The organism is Novosphingobium taihuense, from assembly GCF_007830315.1.
GTDB lineage: Bacteria > Pseudomonadota > Alphaproteobacteria > Sphingomonadales > Sphingomonadaceae > Novosphingobium > Novosphingobium taihuense.
Window position 1 is genome coordinate 124,398 of sequence record NZ_VLKJ01000011.1, and the last position, 18,591, is coordinate 142,988.

Annotated in this window: 15 protein-coding genes; 5 read left to right on the forward strand and 10 right to left on the reverse strand. The window is 60.6% G+C overall.

Features of this window, described 5'->3' with window-relative positions:
• The first annotated feature begins 117 nt into the window (after positions 1–117).
• Positions 118–1,233, forward strand: a complete 1,116-nt coding sequence (gene ald, locus IQ25_RS17855) for an alanine dehydrogenase (protein ID WP_144907629.1) — start codon at positions 118–120, stop codon at positions 1,231–1,233.
• Here the strand turns inward: ald and IQ25_RS17860 are convergent, their stop codons facing one another.
• Genes IQ25_RS17860 through mdlC form a run of 3 tightly spaced genes read right to left on the reverse strand, consistent with a single transcriptional unit; the run spans position 1,234 to position 4,708 of the window.
• Entirely contained in the window at positions 1,234–1,722 is a 489-nt protein-coding gene (locus tag IQ25_RS17860) for an aromatic-ring-hydroxylating dioxygenase subunit beta (RefSeq protein ID WP_144907630.1), read from the reverse strand.
• Entirely contained in the window at positions 1,719–3,062 is a 1,344-nt protein-coding gene (locus IQ25_RS17865; protein WP_144907631.1) for an aromatic ring-hydroxylating oxygenase subunit alpha, read from the reverse strand. Before IQ25_RS17865 ends, IQ25_RS17860 begins: the two co-directional genes overlap by 4 nt.
• On the reverse strand, positions 3,059–4,708 hold the full coding sequence (mdlC, locus tag IQ25_RS17870) for a benzoylformate decarboxylase (protein WP_407070605.1): 1,650 nt from the start codon (positions 4,706–4,708) through the stop codon (positions 3,059–3,061). The genes IQ25_RS17865 and mdlC overlap by 4 nt, the downstream gene beginning before the upstream one ends.
• Here mdlC and IQ25_RS17875 point away from each other — a divergent pair.
• Both IQ25_RS17875 and IQ25_RS17880 read left to right on the forward strand, forming a co-directional pair.
• The gene (locus tag IQ25_RS17875; RefSeq protein ID WP_158637787.1) at positions 4,707–5,609 is read left to right on the forward strand and encodes a LysR family transcriptional regulator; all 903 of its coding nucleotides are present in this window, start codon (positions 4,707–4,709) and stop codon (positions 5,607–5,609) included. The genes mdlC and IQ25_RS17875 overlap by 2 nt on opposite strands.
• 61 nt (positions 5,610–5,670) lie before the next feature.
• On the forward strand, positions 5,671–6,585 hold the full coding sequence (locus tag IQ25_RS17880; protein ID WP_144907634.1) for a ketopantoate reductase family protein: 915 nt from the start codon (positions 5,671–5,673) through the stop codon (positions 6,583–6,585).
• A 21-nt stretch (positions 6,586–6,606) separates the two neighbouring features.
• Here the strand turns inward: IQ25_RS17880 and IQ25_RS17885 are convergent, their stop codons facing one another.
• Positions 6,607–9,210 (reverse strand): TonB-dependent receptor, encoded by a 2,604-nt coding sequence (locus IQ25_RS17885; RefSeq protein ID WP_144907635.1) that lies wholly within the window; start codon positions 9,208–9,210, stop codon positions 6,607–6,609.
• A 113-nt stretch (positions 9,211–9,323) separates the two neighbouring features.
• Positions 9,324–10,949, reverse strand: coding sequence for a tetratricopeptide repeat-containing sulfotransferase family protein (locus tag IQ25_RS17890; RefSeq protein ID WP_246415541.1), 1,626 nt, complete (start codon positions 10,947–10,949; stop codon positions 9,324–9,326).
• 76 nt (positions 10,950–11,025) lie between these two features.
• Between IQ25_RS17890 and IQ25_RS17895 the strand changes: the two genes are divergently transcribed.
• A complete protein-coding gene (locus tag IQ25_RS17895) occupies positions 11,026–12,330 on the forward strand; it encodes an APC family permease (protein WP_144907637.1) in 1,305 nt (434 codons plus the stop codon).
• Here IQ25_RS17895 and IQ25_RS17900 read toward each other — a convergent pair.
• Positions 12,284–13,885, reverse strand: a complete 1,602-nt coding sequence (locus IQ25_RS17900) for a phytoene desaturase family protein (protein ID WP_144907638.1) — start codon at positions 13,883–13,885, stop codon at positions 12,284–12,286. The genes IQ25_RS17895 and IQ25_RS17900 overlap by 47 nt on opposite strands.
• A gap of 27 nt (positions 13,886–13,912) precedes the next feature.
• Positions 13,913–15,094, reverse strand: a complete 1,182-nt coding sequence (locus IQ25_RS17905; RefSeq protein WP_144907639.1) for an aromatic ring-hydroxylating oxygenase subunit alpha — start codon at positions 15,092–15,094, stop codon at positions 13,913–13,915.
• Between the two features lie 61 nt (positions 15,095–15,155).
• Between IQ25_RS17905 and IQ25_RS17910 the strand changes: the two genes are divergently transcribed.
• On the forward strand, positions 15,156–15,761 hold the full coding sequence (locus tag IQ25_RS17910; protein ID WP_144907640.1) for a TetR family transcriptional regulator C-terminal domain-containing protein: 606 nt from the start codon (positions 15,156–15,158) through the stop codon (positions 15,759–15,761).
• Here the strand turns inward: IQ25_RS17910 and IQ25_RS17915 are convergent.
• The 3 genes from IQ25_RS17915 to IQ25_RS17925 all read right to left on the reverse strand — a co-directional run.
• A complete protein-coding gene (locus IQ25_RS17915) occupies positions 15,751–17,148 on the reverse strand; it encodes a M20/M25/M40 family metallo-hydrolase (RefSeq protein ID WP_144907641.1) in 1,398 nt (465 codons plus the stop codon). The genes IQ25_RS17910 and IQ25_RS17915 overlap by 11 nt on opposite strands.
• Before the next feature lie 136 nt (positions 17,149–17,284).
• Positions 17,285–18,139: a p-hydroxycinnamoyl CoA hydratase/lyase gene (locus tag IQ25_RS17920; protein WP_144907642.1), complete on the reverse strand. Its 855-nt coding sequence runs from the start codon at positions 18,137–18,139 to the stop codon at positions 17,285–17,287.
• 47 nt (positions 18,140–18,186) lie between these two features.
• Positions 18,187–18,591 (reverse strand): aldehyde dehydrogenase family protein (locus IQ25_RS17925; protein ID WP_144907643.1); only part of this gene is annotated, 405 nt, incomplete at its 5' end.

Genomic DNA, 18,591 nt, shown 5'->3' on the forward strand with positions numbered 1-18,591 from the left:
TAATTCGGTAATTATCACCAAAAATGCCTCACTCAAATACCAAATTAGGCAAGAACTGCCGGCACCGTCGGGATAACCTTGCGTCATCCAGTAGAACTCGATCCTCAGGAGCGTTCCATGCGTGTCGGCACCGTCAAGGAAATCAAGAACCACGAATACCGCGTCGGTCTGACGCCCGAGAGCGTTCGTGAACTCGTCGCCCATGGCCACGAAGTCTGGGTGGAAACGGGCGCAGGGAATGGCATCGGTGCGAGTGACGCCGATTACGAAGCCGCAGGAGCAACGATCAAGGCAGATGCGCGGGTCGTGTTTGATGGCTGCGAAATGATCGTGAAGGTCAAGGAACCGCAGGCCGTGGAACGCGCAATGCTGCGCAAGGGCCAGATTCTCTACACATACCTGCACCTCGCACCCGATCCAGAGCAGACTGCCGATCTCGTCAAATCCGGCGTAACCGCCATCGCCTATGAAACGGTGACCGGTGCAGGCAATGCCCTCCCCCTGCTCAAGCCGATGAGCCAGGTCGCCGGTCGCATGGCGATTCAGGCTGGCGCCACCGCGCTCGAGAAAGCGCATGGCGGACGCGGCGTCCTGCTCGGCGGCGTTCCCGGGGTTTTGCCGGGCAAGGTCGTGGTGATCGGCGGTGGCGTAGTCGGCTTCAATGCGGCGCAGATGGCCGTCGGCCTCGGTGCCGACGTGACGATCCTCGACCGCGATCCCGACGTGCTTGAAAAGCTGGACAACCACTTCGAGGGCCGCGCTCGTACCCTCTATTCGGGCAAGGCAGCGCTTGCCTCGCTTGTGGCGGAGGCCGATCTGGTGATCGGTGCGGTGCTGATCCCCGGAGCGGCGGCGCCAAAGCTGGTCACGCGGGACATGCTCTCAACGATGAAGCCGGGTTCGGTGCTGGTCGACGTGGCCATCGACCAAGGCGGTTGCTTTGAAACCTCAAAGGCAACGACCCATGCCGAGCCGACTTATGTCATCGATGGCGTGGTCCACTATTGCGTCGCCAACATGCCCGGCGCCGTTGCACGGACCAGCACCTATGCGCTGAACAACGTCACCCTGCCCCACGCCCTGCGCATCGCCGACAAGGGCTGGAAGGCCGCGTTGCGTGCGGATCCGCACCTTGCAGCCGGCCTCAATGTGCACGAAGGCAAGGTGACATACGAAGCAGTCGCCCGCGAACTAGGCTATGACTACGTGCCAGTGGCAGACGTCATCGCCTGATCAGATCGCGTTGATGTCCACGACCGTGGGGATCGTGTCGTTGAGCAGGATGATCTTCTTGCGCGCGATCCGCCACGCGTCTTCGACCCGGACCAGTCGATATTCGTAACGGCCGAAGAAGCAGTCCGCGCGGTTCATCCGCACATCGAAGCGATGACAAGTGAACGCGGCCGAAACTTCACCCTCGCCCGTGACCAGCACGTTCGTCACCTGATGGACAACGCGGGGTAGCGGGGCAGAAGCGGTCGATAGACCTGAGGTGAGGCGCATGACCCGGTCCTCGAGATTGCGTCGCCCCTTGTAGTATATCAACGATAGCTCGCGATCAGGATCCTGCGTCAGCGTGACTTCATCGCGCCACGCGGGCATCCAGAATTCGGTATCGGGCGTGAACAGTTCGAGCCATTCGGAGAAACGGTTGGCATCAATGAGCATGGCCTCGCGATAGAGAAGGTCTTCGGCTTCGCCGCGTGTCAGCGCGCCACTCATGCGGCGAACTCCCCGGCCATCCGGATGGCCCAAGCGCGATAGTAGCTGTGGTAGAGCGTCTCATCGCACAATTGCGAGTCCGCCAGCACGCTGCGTTCCGGGAACAGGTCGATGCGATCGGCAAAGCGGTTTCCGCCCTCGACGCTTGCTGTCATCCCGCGAGCATATCCTTGCAGCCATGGTTCAAGGGTTGCAGCAAATCCGATCTGGCAGTTCTCATAGGACACCGTATCGTCAGGCGTGGCCATGCCGGTCGGGTTGAAGAAGTCCTCGTACTGCCTGATTCGCTGACGGCGAGCGGCAGCACTTTCGCCCCTGGGGGCGATGCACCATGTTCGCATTTCTGTCAGACCGGGTGCCAAGGGCCGGATTACTCTCAATTGGCTCGACGCGTTCTCTGCCACCTGAAGGTTGGGGAAGATCGTGAGGTTGCGCATGTTGAACATCCAGTCTCGCCTGGCCTCGCCGTGCCGCTCGGCAAGTTCCTTTGCGCGCTCATAGAGCGGGATCGCCGGTGTCACGCCAAACACGCCCCAGTTCAGAACGTGCCCGTTTGCAAAACTGAAGCTCCCGCCGCCTACGCCCTGAGTGTCCTCCTTCCAGTAATCACTGTTTTCCCAAACGGATGCGACGACATCTTCGCTCAGTTCCTTCTGCCGCCGCTCCAGAACCCGGATGTAGGAGGGATGCGCCGAAGTGAAGTGATAGGCGTCAGAACAGTTCTCCAGCTGGAGTTTCCAGTTGGCCTCGTAGGTGAAGGTCACCTGCCCCGGAACAAGTTCCATGCCTTCGTCGCTCTGATCAGCCACGAGATCGAGCAGTTTGGCCGCCTCGCCGAGATAGTCGCCAAGTGTGGGAACATCGGCCGCAAGGCTGCCGAAAAGGAAGCCCCGGTAGTTTGCGAAGTGCGGCAGCACGGCAAGGCCATGATCGTCTTGGTCGAAGGCTTGCGAATAGCAGCCAGCGGACTTCCACTTAACCGCCTTGTTTCGCCCGGCGCTGTCGAAGCTCCAGCTGTGGTAAGGGCAGACATGCAGTCGCGCATTTCCTTGTCGCACCTGCGCCAGTCGCGCCCCCTTGTGCGGGCAGGAATTGACGAATGCCCGTAGCCCCCCCTCGCCATCGCGCTGAACCATGACCGGGACGCGCCCGGCAAAGGTGGTGAAGAAATCGTGCGGCTCTGGTGCCTGACTCTCAAGGCCAAGGAATATCCAGCCGCCTTCGAACAATTGGCGCACCTCGGCATCGAATACGCGCTGATCGGTAAAGATCGCACGACTGACGCGGAATACGCCCTCCCCGGGGCGATCATCGATAAGGTCCGAAAGGCGCAAGGTCATACGACTACAGCCTCCACCAGTGTTGGTCCTGAAGCGCTGAGCGTCCATGCCAGCGCTTCGTCAAGCGAGGCTGCGTCGGTTGCGCGCCGGGCGTTCACACCATGGCCCTCGGCCAGCTTGCAGAAATCGAGTTCAGGGAACTTGGTGCCGACTATCTCCTGCATGCCGAAGTGGCGACCAAAATGGTGAAGCGCCTCGTAGCGGTTATTCTTGATCACGAGGAAGCTGACCGACACCCCATGCTGGACCGCAGCGTGAAGGCCTTGGATTGCATACATTGCCGAGCCGTCGCCAAGCACCGCGATGACCTTGTCATGCGGCCTGGCCATGGCAAGGCCCACAGCAGCTGGAAGGCCATGACCGAGGCCCCCGCTTGCCGTCGTGTAGAACGTGTCCTTGCGCAGGATGGGCAAAAAATCGTGCATCGGCCCACGGCTTGATGGCGCCTCCTCAACGATAACGCTGTCCGACGCGCGAAGGGCTGCGAGACGCTGCAGGACGTAGGCATCCGTCATCGCCGTGCCATCGAGCAGAGGCGCTGGGTCGCGAGGTGCTGGTGCGGCACGAACCGGATTTCCGGCCTGGGTCAGCAACGCAGCAACTGCCGCCTTGCAACCGGCGACGATAGCCGTGCCCGCCGGTGCCCATGCGGCATGAACATGGTTGTCGCCGATCAGCCAGACTTCGCACGTCTCGGGGACATGCGGCCCCTGCCCTTCGACGTGATAAAGGCTCATCGGGCCACCGAGAGCCAGTACGAAGTCATATGGCGAAAGCGCGGCAACGATTGCCTCGCGCCCAGCCGTCAGAAAGCCAGCGAAAAGCGGATGATCCTCGGGGAAACTGCAGCGTGCCGACATTGGCGCAACCCAGACCGAAGCATTGTGCCGTTCCGCCAGTGCCACGACTTCGTCCCAGGCGTCATCACGCGCCACACCGGCACCGACGACAATGGCAGGCCGTTTCGCGGCTGCCAGAGCCTGGGCGCAGGAGGCAATGGCTTCACTATCAGCCTGACGGGCGGCGAACACCTTGCGCGTTATCAACGGCTCGCACTCGCGGTCCCAATCATCGATGGGGATCGACACGAACGTTGGTCCGCACGGTGGCTCCATCGCCACCAGCCATGCGCGATGGATCGCGGCGGGCACATCCTCGGCGCGCGCAGGTTCACATGACCACTTCACGAAGGGACGCGGAAATTCAGCAGCTCGCTCGGCAAACAGGAAAGGCTCGTAGGGCAAGATCGAGCGCGCCTGCTGTCCGGCCGTAACAACAAGCGGCGTCTGATTCTTGAATGCAGTGAACAGATTGCCCAATGCATGGCCCACGCCGGCAGAGCTGTGCAAATTGACGATAGCCGCCCGGCCAGTACCTTGCGCAAAGCCATCAGCCATGCCCAGCACAACGCTTTCCTGAAGGCCCATGACATAGCGGAAGTCTGCCGGAAAATCGCGGAACATCGGCAATTCCGTCGAGCCCGGATTGCCGAACACCGTAGTCATTCCGAGTTCCCGCAAGAGTTCGATCGTTACGGCGCGCACTGTTGGCATGACTCTCCCCGCTTTTCGATTGTGTCGGAGGGTGTACCTGACAGCCTTGCGAAACAATTGCATTCTGTGTGTAAAGTCATACGGTTTTTGCATGGATTTTGATGAGCGCCAGCTTCGCGCCATTGTCGCGATTGCAGAGACGGGCAGTCTTGGGCGCGCGGCGCGCGTCGTGAACATGACCCAACCTTCGCTCAGCCGTCAGATCCAGGCAATGGAACAGCGCCTCGGGCATCGGCTGTTCGAGCGCGGCGGCAAGGGCATGGCACTGACTGAGGCAGGACGGCTGATGCTTCCCCACGCTCGCCACCTGATCAGCGAGATGCAGAACACTCGTGATGAGCTTGCGGCTTTGGGCGGATTGCGTCGCGGCACCGTTCGTGTTGGCGCGGTGGCGGCAGTGCTGCGAACTCTTGTCGCCGAGACGGTCGGCCGTGTCCTCGCCGAGACACCGCTGCTTACAATCGACATGGTCGAGGCCGTCGACGGAGAATTGCTCGAAGCGCTACTTACCCGGCGCATCGACCTTGCCATTCCCTCCCGAGTGTTCTCGCACCGAGACGTGTGCACGGTCGGAACTTGCGATTACAGCGATACCTTTGCCGTGTTCTGTGCTGCTGACCATCCTTTGCCTCCTTCCGCAACGCTGCGCCAAACCCTCCACTATGGCTGGGTCATGCCAAGCCCTGCCTTCACGCCCCGGACGCTGTTCGAGGAGATCGTCGAACAATCGGGCATGCCGCCTCCGCGGATCGTAGCGGAGAGCAGTTCGGTGGAAGCGATGATCTCGGTTGCCGCCCGCAGCGAACTTCTGTGCTGGTTGCCTGAACCGCTTTTGAAGGCTCACACTGCCAATGGTTCGATGCGCAAGTTGGCCGTTCCGGAACTATCCATGAACCGACACTTCAGTCTGCACAAACGGCGCGCCGGAATTCTGCCCGAAGCGGCGCTCCAGTTCGTCCGACATTTTCCACTTTTGCGCGACACTTACGCTTGACGAGCCTCAACTGCGGTCGGGATTATCACACGCACATGCACGTACGTGAGGGATTTCCGCGATGGATAAAGTAGTTGTCGTCGGCGCAGGAGCGATGGGATGCCTCTTCGCGGCTCGCCTCGCATTGTCTGGGGCCCAGGTCACCATCGTGGACGTCGATCGCAAGCGGCTAAGCATCGTTGCCGCCGAAGGCATCCACTTGCACGATGAAACCGGCGAGCATGTCGTCAAGGTGAAGGCTTGCACAGCGGAGGATGCCGACCCCGCAGATCTCGTACTTTTATTCACCAAAGCGATGCACAGCCGCTCAGCCATCGCATCTGTCGCTCATCTGGCAAAAGGATCCTGCTGCGCTTTGACCCTGCAGAACGGGCTCTGCAATGCTGAAGCGATCGCCGAAGTGTTCTCTCCCGCCAACGTACTTGCGGGCGTTACCGATTGGCCGGCGGATTTTGCTCCGCCAAATGGCGTTGCCGCGCATGGCACGGGTCACGTTTGGCTGGGAGCCTTCGATCCAGCGGGCGAAACAACTGCACAGTCTGCGGTGGAGTTACTCAATGCTGCACACATGGGTGCGCAACATGATCCGCAGGTGCTGGCTGCAATCTGGGAAAAAGCCGCGTTCAATGCAGCGCTCAATGCGCTCTCCACGATTCTGAATCTGCCGGTTGGTGGGCTAGATACACCGGAGGGGCGGAGCATTGCCGGCGCCGTGATTGACGAGACCATCGCCGTGGCTGCCACCAAAGGCATAGCCATGGATCGCGTGAGACTGCTTGCAAAGACTGACTTTGCCCTTGCCAATCACAAGGCGCACAAACCCTCGATGCTGCAGGACCGTCAGGCAGGTCGACCGACCGAGATCGATGCCATCAACGGCGAGATCGTGAAGGCCGCGAAGGCCGCAGGAATTGCGGCTCCGGTGACTTCAACCTTGGCTGCGTTGGTAAGGATGGGCGAGCCCGGGCGGAACTGATCCGCACCGGGCTCCAATCGTTCAGAACTTTGCTCCCGCACGCAAACCAAATGTGCGCGGAGTGGTGGGCACAATGTACGGCCTCTGGCCACATGCGCCACACTGCTGGAAGCGTGACAACTGCCCGCGCTCGTCGAAAATGTTCGAAACGAACAATTCAATTGAATAGCTGTCCCAATCGGCTCCTATCGTGCTGTTGACCGTCCCGAAGGCTTTCAAATTGCCCAATTGTGAAGCCGGGTTGATCACGTTGCCGCTGTAGGTCTCGTAGATCGCCGTGCGGATATCGGACGTTGCCCTGCTCTGGTATGTCCCGTTAAGCTGGAAATGAGCCTTAGCACTGCCCATGGGGACAACATAACGCGCCGTTGCACTTGCTTTGAACTTTGGCGTGATCGGCAGGCGCGTGCCTTTAGGTGCCGAAACGAGATTAGGGTCCCCATCTGGCCCCACACCGTTACACTGGAAAGTTGGATCGTCGAAAAGGCACAAATTGTTGAGCGTCTTGGCATCGGTATAGGCGGCCGAGACGTTGAACGTCAGTGGACCGCGCCCAATAGACGCGTCCACATCAAAACCGCGAATGCGCGCATTGGGACCGTTGTGTATTTCGGTGAAGCTGTTCGCGCCGAGGAAAGCAAACTGGAAATCTTTCCAGTTCTGTTGATAGATCGCTCCGTTCAGGCGAATAAAACCACCAGCGAGCGTGGTCTTGAAGCCGATCTCATAGTTAGTCAGAAAATCTGCGGCATAGGGCTCCACGTCTGCACGGCGGTTGATGCCGCCAGGCCGGAAACCGCGAGACCACGTCGCGTAGACGAGCACGTCACTGTTTGGCTTCCAGGTAGCGTTCAACCGGTACGTGCCGCCAGATCCCGAAGCCTTGACCGGCTTTATCCCGTTCGTCGTGAAAAGACCGAGATTGGTACAGGGGCTTCCATTTACCGCAGGCGGCAGAAGCGTCGTGTCCGACTGGCCCGCCAATTGCGCGCTCCGCAAACGCAGTCCAGATTGGGTGAAGCACGCTGCCACGCCGGTGCGCGTCGAGCCCGCAGCGTTTGGTGGTGGGTTATCATCTGCGCCTTGAATGAAGGCTGGATTGCGGCCGAAGCCAAAGAAACCGATTAGCGTATTATCATAAATGAATGCCCGACCACCGGCAGTCAAAGTGACAGTCGGCGAAACATCCAAACTAAATTCGCCAAATGCCGCGTAATCCTGATCGACACGTTTTTGCTGCGTCAACCACAACGTTCCGGGCTGTCCATTGACTGAAAGGAGTGGCCCCAGGTTGTTGATCTTGTAATCCTGGTGGATCAGGTTCGACTGGTACTGATAGAAAAGTCCACCTACGAAGCGGAAGGGCTCCGTCGAAGGCGAAGCCACTCGAAATTCCTGACTGAACTTCTTGAAATGATCAGTACCGATCACGTTCTGCCGTGGGTCAATCGTATTCCCAAGCGAATCCTGATAATAGAAGTAGTTCGCCAGCCCTCCAACTGACTGGTACAGCGAGTCATAGGCTTCCGAATAGTCGGTGTAATCGCTCGACTGGTAAGTCTTTCGATCAAGATAGGCCCCAGCATAAGTAGCGTCCCAGCTACCCAACTTGCCTTCTATGGTCAGCGCGGCCTGCCAGAACTTGTCATTCCGGAATTCCGGGAAGAAGTGCTGGACTTGCAGATCGCCGACCGATGGATCGAAGCCATAGGAGCCGTGGCTCTTGGTTTCCTGGTACATGAATTGCGGCGTGACCGTCCAGTTGTCGTCAAGGTCAACTTTGAGCGCAGCGCGACCACCATAGATGTCGGTGTAATTGTAGTCCTTCTTGACGAAGGCAGCGTTGTTGACGCTGATCCCGTCTTTGACGCAGCCGTTGATGTTGTCCTCTTCATCGAACGTCGGCGTTCCGCAGAAGGTACGCGTGCCAGGAACGTTGTCGATGAAACCGGCATTGCGCTGATACCAGCCGACCACACGCAGCGCCGCGTTCGAAGAAAGTGGCGCGTTGATCATGCCTTCGAGCTTGTAGCCCTGTCCGCCCTTGTTGACGGTATTCACCTCGCCATCGACGCTGCCATAAAAACTGCTGGTATCGGGCTTGTTGGTGATGATGCGGATCGTGCCGGCTTCCGAAGATGCACCATAGAGCGTGCCCTGCGGGCCCGAGAGGCTTTCTATCCGGGCGATGTCATACACGTGGACGTCAAGGTTGCCGCCGATGGTCGTGACAGGCTGCTCGTCGAGATACACGCCCACCGATGGGAGCGAACCGGAGTGGTTGCCATCGCCGCCCGAGGCAACGCCTCGCATGTAAACGACATTGGTGCCGGGCGTGCCGCCGAGCGCCTGGAACGTCACCGACGGCAGCTGCTGCGCATAGTCGGTGAAGCTGGCAACGCCGAGCTGTTCAAGCTTCTGTGTGCCGAGGGCCTGGATCGAGATCGGCACGTTCTGGAGGTTTTCGCTGCGCTTCTGCGCCGTCACGATGATCACGTTGGGATCGGAGTCGGCGGCTTCCGACTGGGCTTCCTGCGCGATCGCCGGCATGCTGATCGCGGTGCCTGCTAGCAAAAGGAGCCGTGCAAATCGTCCATTGCGGTTGGTCTTGGAATTCCGGCGCATGGCAGAATGTACCCTCATGTTTCTGTTTTGCGCACCGATGCTGCTCCGCAGAAGAGCGGATCGTCAAGCCGTATGGCGCGGGAAACGATTGTTAAGTCAGGGGCGTGGCCAATTTACAACGATGTTGGTTCCCGGGTCGTCGGAGCTTCCGGATAACAATCCAATACATCGCCCAGCGCTGTCTTGAGCGGGCCAAGCCAAGGCTCGAACGGCATCCACGCTTCGGTGCCTTCGCGAAAGATCGGACGACGGACCTGCTCGGAACTCGCCGTGCGAACGGCCCGTTCGGTCTGGTGAAAGGCGAGGCAAGCTTCCTCGAACTGAAGCCCGCAATGCTGCAGCAAAGCGCGCACTTCGGCTTCCGTATTGTCGACCATCCGCTCATAGATCACGCGATGCACTAAGCCAGGCAAGACTTGGTCGTAATGTGCCATAGCCCGCACATAGTCGCGATAATAGCGCCCCATGTCGTCGAGCGAATAGCTGAACCCCTGCCCTCGCGCGAAATGCTGCTTGAAATTGGAAAAGCAGCAGGCGAGCGGATGCCTTCGCGCATCGACGATCTTCGCGTTTGGCAGGATCAGGTGGATGAAGGGAACGTGCAGCCAGTTGTTCGGCATCTTGTCGATGAACAACGGTCGCGATGTGTGGCGCTGTACCCGGGTGCGCAAAAGATAAGCCTCACCAAGCCTGCGCAATTCGCCCTCGGGCAGATCGACGAGCGCGACCGGATAGCCTTCAACATTGCGTGCCAGGAAACCGATGTCGGAAAGTTCGCTGGTGCCTTCAACCTGTGAATGGCTGGCAAGGATCTGTTCGACGAGAGTCGACCCGGCGCGCGGCATGCCGAGAACGAATATCGGATCGGGCGCCGCGCAACCTTGTCCTGAAAGTCCTGATAATAACGCGGGCGTGAATGTCGCGATCGCAGCGTCGACGCTTTCGGTCGTATCTTCGGCCTTGTATGGCATCCGGCGACGTCGCAGTTCGTTGCCTGCAGAATAATGTCGGAACGCGGCTTCCGCCTCGCCCCGGTCCTCGAACGCCTTGCCGAGCGAGAAATCGAGGTGCCAGCGATCGTCGGGAGTCAGGTCATCACGCGCCAATGCAGACTGCATCGCAGCGATATCGTCATCCGAGAACTTCACCGTCTTGAGATTGGCAAGGCTCCACCAGGCCTCGCCAAGGACCGGCAACAGCTCGATTGCCTTGCGATAGGCGGCAATGCCATCAGCCTGCCGCCCCACGGTCTTGAGCATGTGGCCATAACTCATCCACACACGCGGCTGGTTCGGCGCCTGCTGCAAGACCTGCTCGTATAGCGCCAGTGCCTCGTCAAACTCTCCGAGACGGCCATAAGCTGCGGCCTGCAAGTTGGCATGGCCGACATTGTCGGGATCGTCTGCCGTGACTTTCGCCAGCTCTTCCAATGCCTCAGGCGCGCGATTGGTGCGATAAAGCACCAGCGCGAGGTTGGCGCGCGCAGGGGTAAATTGCGGGGCCAGCTCAATCGCCCGGCGCAACAGATTCTCGGCATCAGTGTAACGCCCGATACGCCCTGCCAACTCCGCAAAAAGGCGGATCGCGCGGACATCGAAGGGATCGTCCTTTAGAAGCGAGCGAAGCAGGGGCTCTGCTGTCGGCAAGTCGTTCTCGTTCATCGCCACTGCCGCGCGGACAAGGCGCGGATCGTAAGCGGGTGCAGCAGGACTGCGGGGGGATGTGGTGACGTTTGCCATTATGCGCATCACAAACATGGTGACGGCCCGCGATCAAGCGTTACTCTTCGTAAGCGTCGTTTCCGGAGAACTGCAAATGCCCCCGCACAAACGTGGCCTCGGTTTCTGGATGACGCTCGCGCTGGTCGTCGGCAACATGATCGGCTCGGGGATTTACATCCTGCCAGCCACGCTGGCCCCGCTCGGGTACAACCAGTTGATTGGCTGGGCCGTGACACTGGGCGGAGCGCTATGTCTTGCTTTCAGCTTCGCCCGGATGGGCGCGCGCTTGCCGCTTGCGGGTGGGCCTTACGCGTATGCACAGTCAGCGTTCGGCCCGATCCTCGGGTTCGTGACGGCGTGGTCCTACTGGACCATGCTCTGGGCCGGGAACGGGGCCGTTGCCGTGGCAGTCGTCAGCAATCTGAGCCTGCTGTTCCCATGGATCGGCAATACGCCCGCCGTTCCTGCGCTGCTCTCGGTGGGCTGCGTCTGGCTGCTGACGCTGGTCAACATCCGCGGCGTTCGCGCTGCGGGCGATGTTTCGGTGGTGACCACAGCGCTCAAGCTAATGCCCCTCGCGGGCCTCATCGGCCTCGCGCTCTGGCTGCTGGCGACTGGCGTGCCTTCGGTTGAGCAACCTGTTGTTGCCCTCTCCGGCGGCGTGGTGGCAACAGCAGCAGGGCTCACCTTCTGGGGCTTCCTCGGTCTCGAATCCGCCACTGTTCCGGCAGACAAAGTAGAGAACGCCAGCAAGGTCGTACCGCGCGCAACGCTGATTGGTGTGGCGCTGACGGGGCTCGTCTACATGGGCATCTCGGGTGCTTTCGCACTCTACATGCCCATGGCGGAGGCCGCGGCGTCACCAGCCCCCGTCGCCGATTTCCTCGCCAAGTTCTTCGGATCCGGCATGGGCCAGATCGTTGCCGTTTTCGCCGCAATCAGCGCGTTCGGCACGCTCAACGGCTTCATCCTTCTTCAAGGCGAAGTGCCATGGGCCATGGCGCGTGGCGGCGTTTTTCCGCGCTGGTTCGCAGTCGAAGGCTCTCGCGGCACGCCGGTTCGCTCGCACGTGGTGTCGAGCGTACTGCTTAGCGTGGTGACCCTGTTGAACTACGGCCGCGGCATGGGCGATCTGTTCGCCTTCATCGCCTCGGTAAGCCTCGCCGCCGGCATGCTGTCATACTTCATAGCCATGCTCGCCGCCGTGCGCCTGCTTCCCGACGAGCGCCTGCTTGTGGGTGCAGCGCTCGTCGGAGCGGCGTTCATCGGGTGGGCGGCATGGGGCCTCGGCCTCGAAGCCCTGACTTATGGTGCTGGCTTTATCGCCCTAGGCCTGCCGGTGTACCTGCTGATCAAGCGCGATGCAGCAGCTTCCACAGCATCGAGCGATCACGGATGATCTCTGCAGCTGCATTGTGGCCCGGCGCACCGGTCACACCGCCACCCGGATGCGTGCCCGAACCGCACATGTAGAGCCCCTTGATCGGCGAGCGATAATCGCCGTGCCCAAGCACCGGACGCGCCGCCCATAGCTGGTCGAGACCCATCGTGCCGTGGAAGATATCCCCCCCGATCAGACCAAACTTGCGCTCGAGATCGAGCGGCGAATGGATCTGCCGCGCAATTACGCTGCCCTTGAAGTTGGGCGCGTGTTCGGTGACCGTATCGACGATCAGATCGGCCACCTTCTCGCGGTGCAAGTCCCAATCCACGTTTGGATCGAACTGTTGGCAGAACAGGCTGGCCACATGCTGTCCCGGAGGAGCGAGACTGTCGTCCACCGTGCTCGGAATCTTGATCTCTACGATCGGCTTCTTCGACCAGCCGTCTTGCTGGGCATCGATGAATGCCTGATCCATGTAGTCCATGCCCGGGGCGATGATGATCCCGGCGGTGTGATGCTCGGCCTTTTCCTTGCCCGGCAGCACGGTGAAGTCCGGCAGCTCTGTCAGCGCCACGTTCATGCGGAACGTGCCTGACCCGGTCTTGTAGCTCTTCATCCTGCGGTTGAAGTCCTCGTTGAGGTCCGCGGAATCGACCAGTTGGCGGTAGAGTAGCGCCGGTCCAACGTTGGCGGCGATGATCGGTGCGTAGAGCTCTTCCCCGCCCTCAAGCTTCACCCCGGCAGCCTTGCCGTTGTTGACCAGCACCTTTGAAACTGGCGCTTCGAGGCTTATCTCCACACCCACGTCTGCGCAGGCCTTGGCCATGGCCTGCGTGATTGCGCCCATGCCACCGACCGAATGACCCCAGGCGCCCAGCTTGCCGTTCACTTCGCCGAACACATGGTGCAGCAGAACATAGGCGCTGCCCGGTGTCGAAACGCCCGCGTAGTTGCCAACCACCGCGTCGAACGCGAAGGCGGATTTCACATGATCGTCCTCGAACCAGCCGTCGAGGAAATCGCGCGCAGACTTGGTGAAGATGTCCAGCAGATCGCGTTGCGTGGCGATGTCCAGCTTGGCAATCGGCCAGCCCTGCATCGCGGCAGACTTTAGCGCCGCCATGCCCCCACCGACGTTGGGTGGGGTCTGCAACGAGATATCGCGCAGCACGTTGGCGACTTTCTCCAACGCCGCATCATATTTGGGGTAAGCCTCGGCGTCCTTCTTCGAAAAGCGCGCGAACTCCGCCTCGGTTCGGCCCGGCCCGCCACCAAGCTTCAGATAGGTATCCGGAAACGGGAAGAAGTTGCTGATCGTCCGCTCGATCACGCGATACCCGTAATCGTGCAGCTTCATGTCCGCGATGACCTTGGGCCGCAGCAGGCTGACGGTGTAGCTTGCGGTCGAATTGCGAAAACCGGGATGGAACTCCTCGGTCACCGCTGCGCCGCCAACAATGTCGCGCCGCTCAAGTACGCGCACTTTCATCCCGGCCTTGGCAAGATAGAAGGCGCAGACGAGGCCATTGTGGCCGCCGCCGATGATCAGAGCGTCATAACGGTTGGACATGCGGTAACTCCCCGGAAATTCTTGTGATTAGTTCTTCGACCAACCGGCCGGCGGTGCTTTGTGCAGGCGAGCCTCGGGCGTGATCGCGCGGATCTTGCGGGCAAAGCTGCGCAGGCAGACCTCGCTCCTTCCGATCGGTCCGGCGCCGTATGTCTGCGAGGCCATGCCTTGCTGGATACGCTCGATCAACCAGGTGTCTTCCTTGTTGACCACCCGATTGATCCGCCAATTGGCATAGCGGACCAGCTTCATCTCGCGCCGATCGTCCGGTAGCGCAAAGCACATCTCGCGCAGCACCGTTGTCGTCGGCGTCAGCGGCAACCATTGCATGAAGTCGATCTGGTCGGCGTAGATATCGAACGCGATGTTGGGCCAGAGCTTGTAGTAGAGCCAGCGCCGCTGCGCTTCCTGCGATAGGTGCGGCACTTCCGGCAGGTGCGCCTGATAGAACCGCTCCCAGAAGTTCGCCGAAGGCTTTTCAACCAGATCGCCCTTCATCCGGTCAGCCCAGCCATGGTCTGAAATCTCGTAGGACTTGCCGAAGATGCGCGTCAGCCCATCATGCGCCACTGGAATGTGTAGATTATCCGAATAGTTGTCACCAACGTTCTTCCAATTAACCTGCCGCTCACGCAGGCGCACGTCGCCGATCCGACGCATGTCCTCGAAGCGATAGGGTCCCACCTCTTCTTCGAACGGGGCCATCATCTCGGCCACGCTCGGGAAGCCGCCATCAACCAACCGGACGAAGACGAAGCCCCGCCAGATTTCGACCGAGACAGGCGCGAGCCCGTTTTCCTCAAGCTTCAATGCCGGATAGTCCGACTTCATCGGCACGCCTGACAGCCGCCCATCCGGCTCGAATGTCCAGGCATGATACGGGCAGACCAGCTTTTTCGCACAACCAGAAGGCCCTTCGACCAGACGCATCGCGCGATGGCGACAGACGTTTGCGAAAGCCCGGATCACGCCGTCGTCACCCCGGATCGCGAGCACGCTTTCTCCCAAATAGTCGAGCGTGCGGTATTCACCCGGCTGCGCGATGTCGCTTTCGTGGCATACTATCTGCCACGAGGGTCGGATCACCCGCTCCATCTCTACGGCGAAGTATTCTGGATCAGTGTAGAGCCAGCCCGGCAGGCTCCAGTCGGCATCCGGATCAACTTCGTCCGATGAGATGTGCCGGAATGCCCCGGAGAGATCGCCCATATGCCCGAATCCAGATTTGCTTGTTGAACAGTCGTACAACAACAGGCAGAACATTCAAGCCATGAGCGCTGTCGCATCACCCCCCGCCTTTCGTCGTGCCGAACCAGACGCGCGCAAACTCAGCCTGATCGAAGCCTGCGCCCGGGTCCTCGCCCGGAGCGGAACAGCCGGTGCCAGCGTCCGCGCAATTGCGCAGGAGGCAGGCAATTCGCCCGGCCTCGTCAGCCACTATTTTGGCGGTGTGGATTCGCTGGTTGCCGCGACCTACGCTCACGTTGACGGACAAGTTGCCGCAGCGCTCGACGATGCGGTATTCGCCGCAGGCACTAATCCTCGCGATCGGCTCGAAGCGTTCGTGACCGCCAGTTTTGCGCCACCCATCGCCGATCCGGCGCTCCTCGCTACATGGATAGCATTCTGGAGCCTAGTCACCGCACGCAAGGACATCGCCAGCCAGCACGACGAGCAATACGCCGGTTACCGTGCCAGGCTCGAAGCCCTGCTGGACGATTGTGGCGTGCCGCAGCACAGCCAGCGACGCCACGCCATCGCAGTCACAGCCCTCGTCGACGGGCTCTGGCTCGAACTCTGCCTCTCCCCCGGATGCTTCACCGCCGAGGAAGCGCGGGATATCGCCCGCAACTTCCTCGCCACGATCATTTCGTGAGGTCGGTGATCAGGCTCAGATAGTAGGTGATGCCGGGCCGGATATTGGACAGCCGTGTACGCTCGTTCAGCCCGTGCGAGAAGTCTTCCGAGTCCTTTGAGAATGAAGGGCTCAGGCCGTAGCTCGATATGCCAAGCGCGCGGAACCACATCGAGTCCGATGCTCCTGAAGCCTGCGACGGAATGAGCGGCACGCCGGGATAGGCCTTGTTCATGGCTTTCGACACTGCGGCGACGACGTCTGGACGCACCGGCGAGGCTGGCGTGGCCACCGAACCAGCCGTCACGTCTGAAATCTTCACCGAAGGGTCGCCGATCACGCCAGCCAGTTCAGCCATGATGTCTTCCTTGGAATGGCCCGGGAAGATGCGGCAATTGATGTTGGCGAAGGCGCGCTGCGGCAGCGCGTTCTCGGCGTGGCCCCCGCCAAGCATGGTCGGCACGCAAGTCGTTCCGACCTTGCCCACCATTGAAGGGTCGGCGCGCAAGGTTGCCAAGGCTTTGTCGTCTGCAGGATTTGCCGCAAAGGCGCGCATGGCTGCAGCGATCTCGGGCCGGTCGGTAAAGGCTGCGGCTTTGTCGAAGTAACCTTTGGTGATCTCGTTCTGCTCGGCCTTGAACTTGTAAGCACCGACCTTCACCAGCGCCTGAGATAGCTGGATGATGGCGTTGTCCGGACGTGGAGCCGAGCTGTGCCCGCCGGGATTGGTCACCTCGAGCCGGTAATCCGCATAAGTCTTTTCCGCCCCCTGCCAGGTCCAGTAGAGCGGCTTGCCGGTCGCCTCATCGAGCGCGCCACCACCACCGTCGACATTGATCACCAGTTCGGCATTCTTCAGCTTCTCGGCGATGATCGCGCTGGTCTTCATCGTCGTTTCCTCGTCCCCGGAAAACTCGATGACGATCGTGCGCTTCGGCTTGTAGCCTTGCCGACGCAGTTCGATCAGCGTCGACAGCGCGAGCGCGCCGTCGAACTTCATGTCGCTGGCACCACGTCCGTAGAGGATGCCGTTCTCGACGACCGGCACGAAGGGATCGCGTTCCCAGTCTTCGCGCTTGGCTTCCACTACGTCCATGTGGCCCGAAATGACCAGCGGCTTCAGTGCCGGGTTGGCGCCCTTCCAGGTCGCAATGAGATAAGCGGTGTCGTCGACCGGCGTGATCTCAATGTCAGAAGCGCTCCAACCGCCCGCGACGAGCGCATCGGCGAACAATTTGGCGACGTCGATCGTCTTGTTGCCATCGCCGCGGACCGATCGGATGGAGATGGCTTTCTGCGCAAGATCGAGAACCTGAGCCTCGGCCTTGGGATATGCGGCTTCCTTGGCCGCAGCAGGCATCGAAAGCGCTACAGTAGCAGCAAGGGCAATTCTGAACTTCGTGGCCATTAGTGCGACTCCTTTGCCGCAAGGCTGGCCGCAAGCTGCTGTACAGGCAACATCTTTCACATGACGTTTCAAAACGCAAAGGCCCCGGGCGCCTGCGCGACCGGGGCCTTCTACAAATTCCGTCAGGCCTGAAAAATCAGGCTTTGACCTTGCTCGTATCGAAAGTGCCAAGACCCGGCTTGAAGCTCTTCTCGTCGAGGAACTGGCGCGTCGCTTCCTTGCGGGCCGCCGCACCACCAAAGCTGTGCAGCGCTTCCTGCGCGCGGATCTGGTATTCCAGGCCATTGTCATAGGTCATGTCGACCATGCGGCGCATCGTCCACTTGGTGGCGCGAAGGGCATGGGTGTCCTTCTTCTTGAGCGCCTCGCAGATTTCCAGCACGCGCTCCTTGAGCTTTTCGGCAGGAACCGCCTCGGTGATCAGCCCCTGCTCTTCAGCCTGCTTGCCAGTCAGGTTCTCGCCCATCATCGCGTGGTACATGGCCTTGCGGAACGGCATGAGTTCCTGCGCCACCTTCGAAGCGCCGCCACCCGGGAGAATGCCCCAGTTGATTTCGGAAAGGCCGAATTGGGCGTCCTCCGAAGCAATTGCAATGTCGCAACCGAACAGCGGGCCGTAGCCGCCGCCAAAGCACCAACCATTGATCATGGCAATGGTCGGCTTCTCGTACCAGCGGAGGCGTTCGAACCAGCCATAGCTTTCGCGCTGCGACTTGCGCACGGCACCGAGACCCAGTGCTTCGGTTTCGCGGAAATACTCCTTGAGATCCATGCCTGCCGTCCAGGCATCGCCCTCCCCGGTCAGCACCAGCACCTTCACGTCATCACGGAATTCCAGTTCCTCAAGCACCGCCTTCATCCGGCGATTGAGCTTGGGACTCATGCAATTGCGCTTCTCGGGGCGGTTGAACTTAACCCAAGCCATTCCGTCTTCTACGGTGAAAGCGACGGTATCTTCTTCCGCGCGCTCGATCTTCTGCTGTTCGGTCATGGTCGTTCCTCTAGGGTAATGGTGTTGGTTCAGATCGGGAAATGGCGTCAGATCGGGAAGTGCCCGGGCTGGGTTTCCATGGTGATCCAGCGCAGTTCGCTGAAGCTGTCGATGCCGGCCTTGCCGCCAAAGCGGCCGTAGCCCGATGCGCCGACGCCGCCGAAGGGCATCTGCGCCTCGTCGTGCACGGTCGGGCCGTTCACGTGGCAGATGCCCGATTTGATCTGGCGCGCCACGCGCAGGCCGCGCGCGGTATCACGCGTGAACACGGCAGCCGACAGCCCGTACTCGGTGTCGTTGGCCAGTTCGATCGCATGGGCCTCATCGCGGGCCCGGATCACGCCGACAACCGGGCCGAAACTCTCGTCGCGGAACAGCTTCATGTCCTGCGTCACGCCATCGACGACGTGGGCGGGCATCAGCACGTTGTGCGTGGTTTCGCCGCCCGTCAG

Coding starts and splice junctions, on each gene's coding strand:
- ald (WP_144907629.1), top strand. CDS start 118: ATGCGTGTCGGCACCGTCAAGGAAATCAAGAACCACGAATACCGCGTC.
- IQ25_RS17860 (WP_144907630.1), bottom strand. CDS start 1,722: ATGAGTGGCGCGCTGACACGCGGCGAAGCCGAAGACCTTCTCTATCGC.
- IQ25_RS17865 (WP_144907631.1), bottom strand. CDS start 3,062: ATGACCTTGCGCCTTTCGGACCTTATCGATGATCGCCCCGGGGAGGGC.
- IQ25_RS17875 (WP_158637787.1), top strand. CDS start 4,707: ATGGATTTTGATGAGCGCCAGCTTCGCGCCATTGTCGCGATTGCAGAG.
- mdlC (WP_407070605.1), bottom strand. CDS start 4,708: ATGCAAAAACCGTATGACTTTACACACAGAATGCAATTGTTTCGCAAG.
- IQ25_RS17880 (WP_144907634.1), top strand. CDS start 5,671: ATGGATAAAGTAGTTGTCGTCGGCGCAGGAGCGATGGGATGCCTCTTC.
- IQ25_RS17885 (WP_144907635.1), bottom strand. CDS start 9,210: ATGCGCCGGAATTCCAAGACCAACCGCAATGGACGATTTGCACGGCTC.
- IQ25_RS17890 (WP_246415541.1), bottom strand. CDS start 10,949: ATGGCAAACGTCACCACATCCCCCCGCAGTCCTGCTGCACCCGCTTAC.
- IQ25_RS17895 (WP_144907637.1), top strand. CDS start 11,026: ATGCCCCCGCACAAACGTGGCCTCGGTTTCTGGATGACGCTCGCGCTG.
- IQ25_RS17900 (WP_144907638.1), bottom strand. CDS start 13,885: ATGTCCAACCGTTATGACGCTCTGATCATCGGCGGCGGCCACAATGGC.
- IQ25_RS17905 (WP_144907639.1), bottom strand. CDS start 15,094: ATGGGCGATCTCTCCGGGGCATTCCGGCACATCTCATCGGACGAAGTT.
- IQ25_RS17910 (WP_144907640.1), top strand. CDS start 15,156: ATGAGCGCTGTCGCATCACCCCCCGCCTTTCGTCGTGCCGAACCAGAC.
- IQ25_RS17915 (WP_144907641.1), bottom strand. CDS start 17,148: ATGGCCACGAAGTTCAGAATTGCCCTTGCTGCTACTGTAGCGCTTTCG.
- IQ25_RS17920 (WP_144907642.1), bottom strand. CDS start 18,139: ATGACCGAACAGCAGAAGATCGAGCGCGCGGAAGAAGATACCGTCGCT.